Raw genomic sequence first — 6369 nt, forward strand, 5'->3', positions numbered from 1 at the left:
GGGTGGAGCCGGACGCCGATTTCACCGGCGTCGCCGCCGGGCCCACGCTCCTGCAGCGGTACATCCGGAAGGAGGCCGACATACGGCTGACGTGCGTCGGCGACCGGCTGTTCGCCGCCCGCAAGCCCAGCGGGCCCGACGAGGTCGCGGACGGGCGCTTCGCCGAGAACGACGCGCCATGGGAGCCGGTGGAGGTCCCGGGCCGCATCAAGCGCGCGGTGCGGGCCTACATGGACGCCACGGGGCTCGCCTACGGGGCATTCGACTTCGCCGCGGACGACGAGGGAACCTGGTGGTTCCTCGAATGCAACCAGGGCGGCCAGTTCGGCTTCGTCGAACTCGACACAGGCCAGCCCATCGCCCGGGCCGTCGCCGACTGGCTGGCCAGGGAGGACCTCCGCCCCCACTGGTACACCCCCGGCCGCCCCTGACGGCATTGCACCGCGACGGCCCAACGCCGCTCGCGCCGAGTGGCCCCCGGGGTCCGCGCCGGGGTCCGCGCCGGGCTCCTCACGCCGTCCGCGTCCCTCCGGACGGCCGGCAACCGCGGCCGACCGCCGCGGCGTAGGGCATGTTCGAACGTCCCGTCCGGCTGGGGGCGTCCGGCACTCCCCCGTGGCCCTCCGGGCACGGGAGGTACCCCTCGCTCGCGGCGTTGCCGGTCGTCGGCGCAGCCCGCTGCGCTCTCCTCCCTCCGCCTTGCGATCGCACGCACCGGACGCCCCCGGCCCCGCCCTGCGGGCGGACGACGTTACTTTCGAAACACGCCCTAGCCGTCCCGCTCCCGCAGTTGCCGCCGGCACTCGGGGGCGAGGGCGGGGTAGGCGTCTGCGATCGCGTCGTACACGCGCTGCCGCAGCAGGCGCTCCGCCTCCTCGAACTCCGGCGCCCCGGACAGGCCCTCCAGCAAGGTCTCGTAGCGGCTCAGCGCCTGCCGGAGGTAGTTGACCTGCCGGCGCGCCTCGGCGGCCTCCAGGGCCGGGGAGGAGGCTCCGGGAGCCCCGCCGCAACCGGCCCGGCCGCCCGGATCCGCATGACCCGCGTGTTCCGGGAGACCCGCCGCGGCGGCCGGTCCGGCCGCGGCTGCCGGACCGGCGTCCCCCGACGGCTCCGCCCCCGGCCCCTCGTCGTCGAGCACGTCCCGGTGCCACGGCGCCCGTTCGGCCAGTTCGCACGCGTCCAGCCGCGGCACGTGAATGGGCTCGACCCGGACGGCGGCCAGCACGGCCAGCCGTCTCTGCCCGGCGGAGACCTCGCCCGCGGGAGCGAAATCCGGGCTCAGCTCGGCGCGCCGTACCCGCGCGAACTCGTACAGGCCGTGGCGCGGCTCCCCGAGCAGCTTCCGGACGAGGACATCGCTCCAGCCCCGCTGGCGCAGCCCCGGCAGCGTGACGTACTTCGGCGTACGGTCCGTCATCATTCCCCCTGAAACGGTGACCGAGTGTGACGGACTCCAGTGAAGCGCACCCCACTGACAATCCGTGGCAGGAGCCGGGAGACCGGCGCCCCACCCACGAGTACGGCCGCGCGCCCCGCCCTGTTCGGCCGGGCGCGCGGCCGATGCCGCAGATGTCCGGCCGGACGCCCGGCCGGATCCGGTCAGACGCCGGGCGGGACGTGCGACGGGCGGCCGGAGCCGCGCGTCAGGGTGTAGCCGCCCACGCCGGCGAGCGCGGCCAGGATGCCGCCGATGCCCGTCCAGACCCAGCGGTCCGACCACCACCCCGAGGACCAGCCGTCCTCGGGCTCACCGACGGCGGCGGCCTGCTCGTCACCGCCGTCCTCGGCAGAGTCCTCCGAGTCCTCCGAGTCCCCGGAGTCGTCCGAGCCCGCGGCGGCCGTGTCGCCCGTGGCCGCCTCCGCCGTCAGCGGAGCGGCCAGCGAGCCGTCCACCGCCGCGGAGCCGCCGATGTCCTTCAGCGTCGTCGAGACCTCGGCGGCCACCGGCAGCCCGAGGTCCTGCGCCGGCAGGCCGAGCACCGTCAGCCGGATGTAGTAGCTCCCCGGCAGCGGGTCCCCGGACCAGGGCTCCGCCCAGCCGCGCACCGTGCGCAGCGTGCAGGAGAGTCCGACCGAGGCGTCGCCGGCCGCGGCCGTCCGCGTCTGAGCGCCGTACATGCACGCCTGGCGGCGACGCAGTCCGTCGTACACGTCGATCTGCCACGTCGAGGATCCGGTGGCCGCCTCGGGCAGTGTCACCTTCGCGTCGATCGTGGCCCGCTGTCCGGTGTCGACGGGGACGACCCAGTACAGGTAGTCGCCCGCCGATGCCTCGGCCGTACCCCGCTGCCCCTGGTCCAGGGCCGTGGCGGTGCGGAAGGAGGTTCCGGCCTCGGTGGGACCGTTCTCCCCGTTCCCCTCCGACGGGCTGGGACCGGCCGCGGTCATGAACAGCGCCGCACCGGCCAGCGCCAGCGCGCCCGCCGTCCGGGCCGCACGCCCGTGCGCTCGTCTCATCACTCGCATCAGTTGGTCCTCCAGACGGCGACGCGCCAGCGCGAGAGCCAGCCCCACAGCAGACCGGCCAGGAAGCCGAAGAGCACGAGCACGCCCAGCAGCCACCAGCCGCGACCGAGCCCGAAGGAAGCCACGTCAGAGGAGTCGTCGGGAGCGTCCACGACACCGATGGTCAGCTCGACGGGCAGACCCGGCGTGGTCTTCACCGCGGTCGGCGCGGAGAAGGAGTTGCTGACCTGGAGGCAGACGGTCTCCGCCGCGGGCTTGTCGTCGTCGGAGTCGTCCGCCTCGGCCTTCGGATAGCGCAGACCCGAAGAGATCACGTCGGTACGGCCGTTGCCCGCGGCCTCGCCCCGGACGATCTCGCGGCCGTGCACGGTCACGGCCCGTACCAGCACTCCGTAGCTCGCGTTCACCTGACGGTCTGCCGCGACGCTCACGGAGGCGCGCAGCTCCTGGCCCGGCAGGAGGTCCACCTTGTACCAGCGGGACTCGCCGAACTCCTCGCGGTCGGTGTAGAGGCCCGGCTTCAGCTGCGGCGCGTCGGTGCACTTCGCCGCACCCTCCGTCGCCACGGGCGTCACCGTCGGCTTCGCCGCCCGGTCCACCAACTGACTGACCCGGTCGGACAGTTCCTCGGTGTGCTGCACCGCCGTGTACGTGCCGCCGGTCGCCTCCGCGATGCAGGTCAGCTGCTCACGGATCTTGGCGTTGGGCACCAGACCGAGCGTGTCGATGACCAGGCCGATGCCCTTGGCCGCGATCTCCCGGGCCACCTCGCAGGGGTCGAGCGGCGCGCAGGTGTCCTCGCCGTCCGTGATCAGCACGATCCGCCGCGAACCGCCTTCCACGCCGTCCGCGCCCGTGCCGCTTGCACCTCTTTCCAGGTCCTCCGCCGCCTTGAGCAGCGCGGGACCGATCGGCGTCCAGCCGGTGGGCGCGAGGGTCGCCACGGCGGTCTTCGCCTCCACCCGGTCGAGCGGCCCGACGGGGTAGAGCTGGGCGGTGTCCTTGCAGCCCAGCTTCTTGTCGTCACCGGGGTAGTTCGCGCCGAGTGTGCGTATGCCCAGCAGCACTTCCTCGGGCGAGGCGTCCAGCACCTCGTTGAACGCCTGCTTCGCCGCCGCCATACGGGACTTGCCGTCGATGTCGCGGGTGCGCATCGAGCCGCTGACGTCCAGTACCAGGTCGACTCTGGGGGAGGTCGTGGATTCCTTCGCCGCCGGTTCGCTGTCGGCGGCGGCCGTGCCTGCCGGGAACAGCCCGGCGGCCAGGGCGGCAACCAGGGTGCAGACCCCGACCGCCAGCCGTTTTCTTGTGATCATCGCCGGATCCTATTGAGAACCGGCATCCGTCCCCAACCCGGGTCCGGCCGGTCGGTCACCGGTGCCGCGGCCCGCCGCGCAGCGAGGACAGTACGAGACGCCGTACCGCGTGGTCAGCGCCGCCGCCGTCGCCGCGAGGGCCCCGCCGAGCGCGATGAGCAGATGAGCGGGCGACTCGTCGCCGAGGACCTGGAGCACGGACAGCGCGGTCCCCAACGGCAGTCCCAGGAACGTCAGTACGCCCAGTGCCCCGGAGATCTGCCGGCTCTCCTGCGTCTGGGCGAGCCTGCGGTAGCCGGCGGCCTCGGCCAGGATCTCCGCGAACCGCTCCGGAAGCCGGTGCTCCTCCTGGTAGGCGCGCAGCAGCCCGTTGGCGGGGCCGTGCGCCGTCTGGTGCCGCCTCCAGTACGTACTGCGGAAGACCGCGATGCGCTGCTCCAGCGCGGTGACGCGGCGGGCCGGCCCCGGGCCGCCGTCGAACACGGCGGACAGCGCGTCGGTGTGAGGGACTCCGCCCACCCGGCTCGGACCACGGACACGATCCGTGTCGCCGCCCGGCTTGCGAAAGCGGACGACCAGTGCGCCCAAGACCGTTCGGGGCGTGCCAGTGCGCGGACTCACTCCCGCTCACTGCTGAGGAACGGTGAAGTACACCTGGCGGTACGCCGCGTCCGCCCGACGCGCCCCGCGTGAACGGAAGGGGTCCGGGCGCCGGCGGGTCGGCGGCGAGGAGCACGGGCAGGATGACCGCGACGGACTGGCGCACTCCGGTCGCGGTGCTCGGATCGCCGGTCACCTGCGCGTCCTCCTCCCCGTCCGGTGCCGGTCCCTCGTTTCCGGGTACCGTTCCGTCGCCCCGTTGCCGTTCCGTTGCCGTTCCGTCGTCCGGTTGCCGTTCCGCCGTGCGGGACCGTGGCGCTCACGGCCGCGGGGGCCGTTCCCGGCCGTTCCTACTGCCGGTATCCGCTGAGGAAGCGTCCGATGCGGCTGATCGCCGCGTCAAGGTCGTCGGCGTGGGGCAGGGTCAGGATCCGGAAGTGGTCCGGGCGCGGCCAGTTGAAGCCCGTGCCCTGGACAACCTGGATCTTCTCGCGTAGCAGCAGGTCCAGCACGAACTTCTCGTCGTCGTGGATCTTGTGCACCTCTGGGTCGAGGCGCGGGAACGCGTACAGCGCGCCCTTCGGCTTGACGCAGGACACCCCCGGGATCTCGTTGAGTTTCTCCCAGGCCCGGTCCCGCTGCTGGTGGAGCCGGCCTCCGGGAGCGGTGAGCTCGCGGATGGACTGCCGGCCCCCGAGGGCGGCCTGGATGGCGTACTGGGCCGGGGCGTTGGCGCACAGCCGCATGGAGGCGAGCATCGTCAGGCCCTCCAGATAGCTGCGGGCATGCTGCCTGGGACCGGTGACGACCAGCCAGCCGGAGCGGAAGCCCGCCACGCGGTACGTCTTCGACAGCCCGCAGAAGGTGAGGACGACCAGGTCGGGGGCGAGGGCGGCGGCGGAGTGGTGGACGGCGTCGTCGTAGAGGATCTGGTCGTAGATCTCGTCGGCGAAGACCATCAGCTGGTGGCGGCGGGCGAGGTCGAGGATGCCCTCGACGATCTCCTTCGGATAGACCGCGCCCGTCGGGTTGTTGGGGTTGATGATGACCACGGCCCGGGTCCGGTCGGTGATCTTCGAGGCCATGTCCTCGATGTCCGGGTACCAGTCGGCGGACTCGTCGCACAGGTAGTGCACGGGGCGGCCGCCGGCGAGCGTCGTCACGGCCGTCCACAGCGGGAAGTCCGGGGCGGGGATGAGGACTTCGTCGCCGTCCTCCAGCAGCGCCTGGACCGCCATCGAGACCAGTTCGGAGACTCCGTTGCCGAGGAAGACGTCGTCGACGCCGACTTCGAGGCCCAGCGCCTGGTAGCGCCCGGCGACGGCGCGGCGGGCGGAGAGGATGCCGCGCGAGTCGGTGTAGCCGTGTGCCTGCGGGAGCATCCGGATCATGTCCTGGAGGATCTCCTCCGGCGCCTCGAAGCCGAACAGGGCCGGATTGCCGGTGTTGAGGCGCAGCACGCTGTGACCCGCCTCCTCCAGCGCGTTGGCGTGCTCTATCACCGGGCCGCGGATCTCGTAACAGACCTCGCTGAGCTTGCTCGACTGCCGGAACTCCATGCCGTGGCCTCCTGCGTGATGTGCGTTGCTTGGTTTTACCAAGTTCGGGCTTGGAAAGTCCAACAAGTTCCCTAGACTGCGTTCCATGCCACGCCGAAGCTACGACCAGTACTGCGCCGCCGCCCGGGCCCTGGACTCCGTCGGGGACCGCTGGACCCTGCTGATCGTCCGGGAGCTCCTCGCCGGCCCGCGCCGCTACACCGACCTGCACGCCGACCTCCCGGGCGTCAGCACGGACGTCCTCGCCTCCCGGCTGAAGGACATGGAACGCGACGCCCTGGCCACCCGGCGCAAGCTGCCGCCCCCTGCGGCGCATCCCGACCCGCCCGCGCAGCGGCTTCCGCATGACCCGGGTCCGCGTCCCGGCCGAACCCGCCCCGCTGGAACCGGCCGGGCCGGCCTGACCCGCCGTGCTCGCCTGATTCGAA

General features: G+C 72.8%; 6 protein-coding genes and 1 pseudogene. 2 read left to right on the forward strand and 5 right to left on the reverse strand.

Annotated elements, in window-relative coordinates; all coding sequences use genetic code 11:
* Positions 1-431 (forward strand): annotated as a pseudogene (locus tag GUY61_RS32690) (hypothetical protein); the annotation flags it as partial.
* 338 nt (positions 432-769) lie between these two features.
* Here GUY61_RS32690 and GUY61_RS32695 read toward each other — a convergent pair.
* From GUY61_RS32695 to GUY61_RS32715, 5 genes are all read right to left on the reverse strand, one after another.
* Entirely contained in the window at positions 770-1420 is a 651-nt protein-coding gene (locus GUY61_RS32695; protein ID WP_243766915.1) for a hypothetical protein, read from the reverse strand.
* Positions 1421-1599: 179 nt separating this feature from the next.
* On the reverse strand, positions 1600-2466 hold the full coding sequence (locus GUY61_RS32700; protein WP_166633945.1) for a hypothetical protein: 867 nt from the start codon (positions 2464-2466) through the stop codon (positions 1600-1602).
* Positions 2466-3782, reverse strand: a complete 1317-nt coding sequence (locus tag GUY61_RS32705) for a VWA domain-containing protein (protein ID WP_166633946.1) — start codon at positions 3780-3782, stop codon at positions 2466-2468. Before GUY61_RS32705 ends, GUY61_RS32700 begins: the two co-directional genes overlap by 1 nt.
* 9 nt (positions 3783-3791) lie before the next feature.
* A complete protein-coding gene (locus GUY61_RS32710; RefSeq protein WP_243766917.1) occupies positions 3792-4301 on the reverse strand; it encodes a hypothetical protein in 510 nt (169 codons plus the stop codon).
* 431 nt (positions 4302-4732) lie between these two features.
* Positions 4733-5941: a pyridoxal phosphate-dependent aminotransferase gene (locus GUY61_RS32715; RefSeq protein WP_166633947.1), complete on the reverse strand. Its 1209-nt coding sequence runs from the start codon at positions 5939-5941 to the stop codon at positions 4733-4735.
* 85 nt (positions 5942-6026) lie between these two features.
* Between GUY61_RS32715 and GUY61_RS40770 the strand changes: the two genes are divergently transcribed.
* On the forward strand, positions 6027-6369 hold a 343-nt coding region (locus tag GUY61_RS40770; protein WP_243766918.1), incomplete at its 3' end, for a helix-turn-helix domain-containing protein.

Source organism: Streptomyces sp. GC420 (genome assembly GCF_009916105.1).
Taxonomy (GTDB): Bacteria; Actinomycetota; Actinomycetes; order Streptomycetales; family Streptomycetaceae; genus Streptomyces.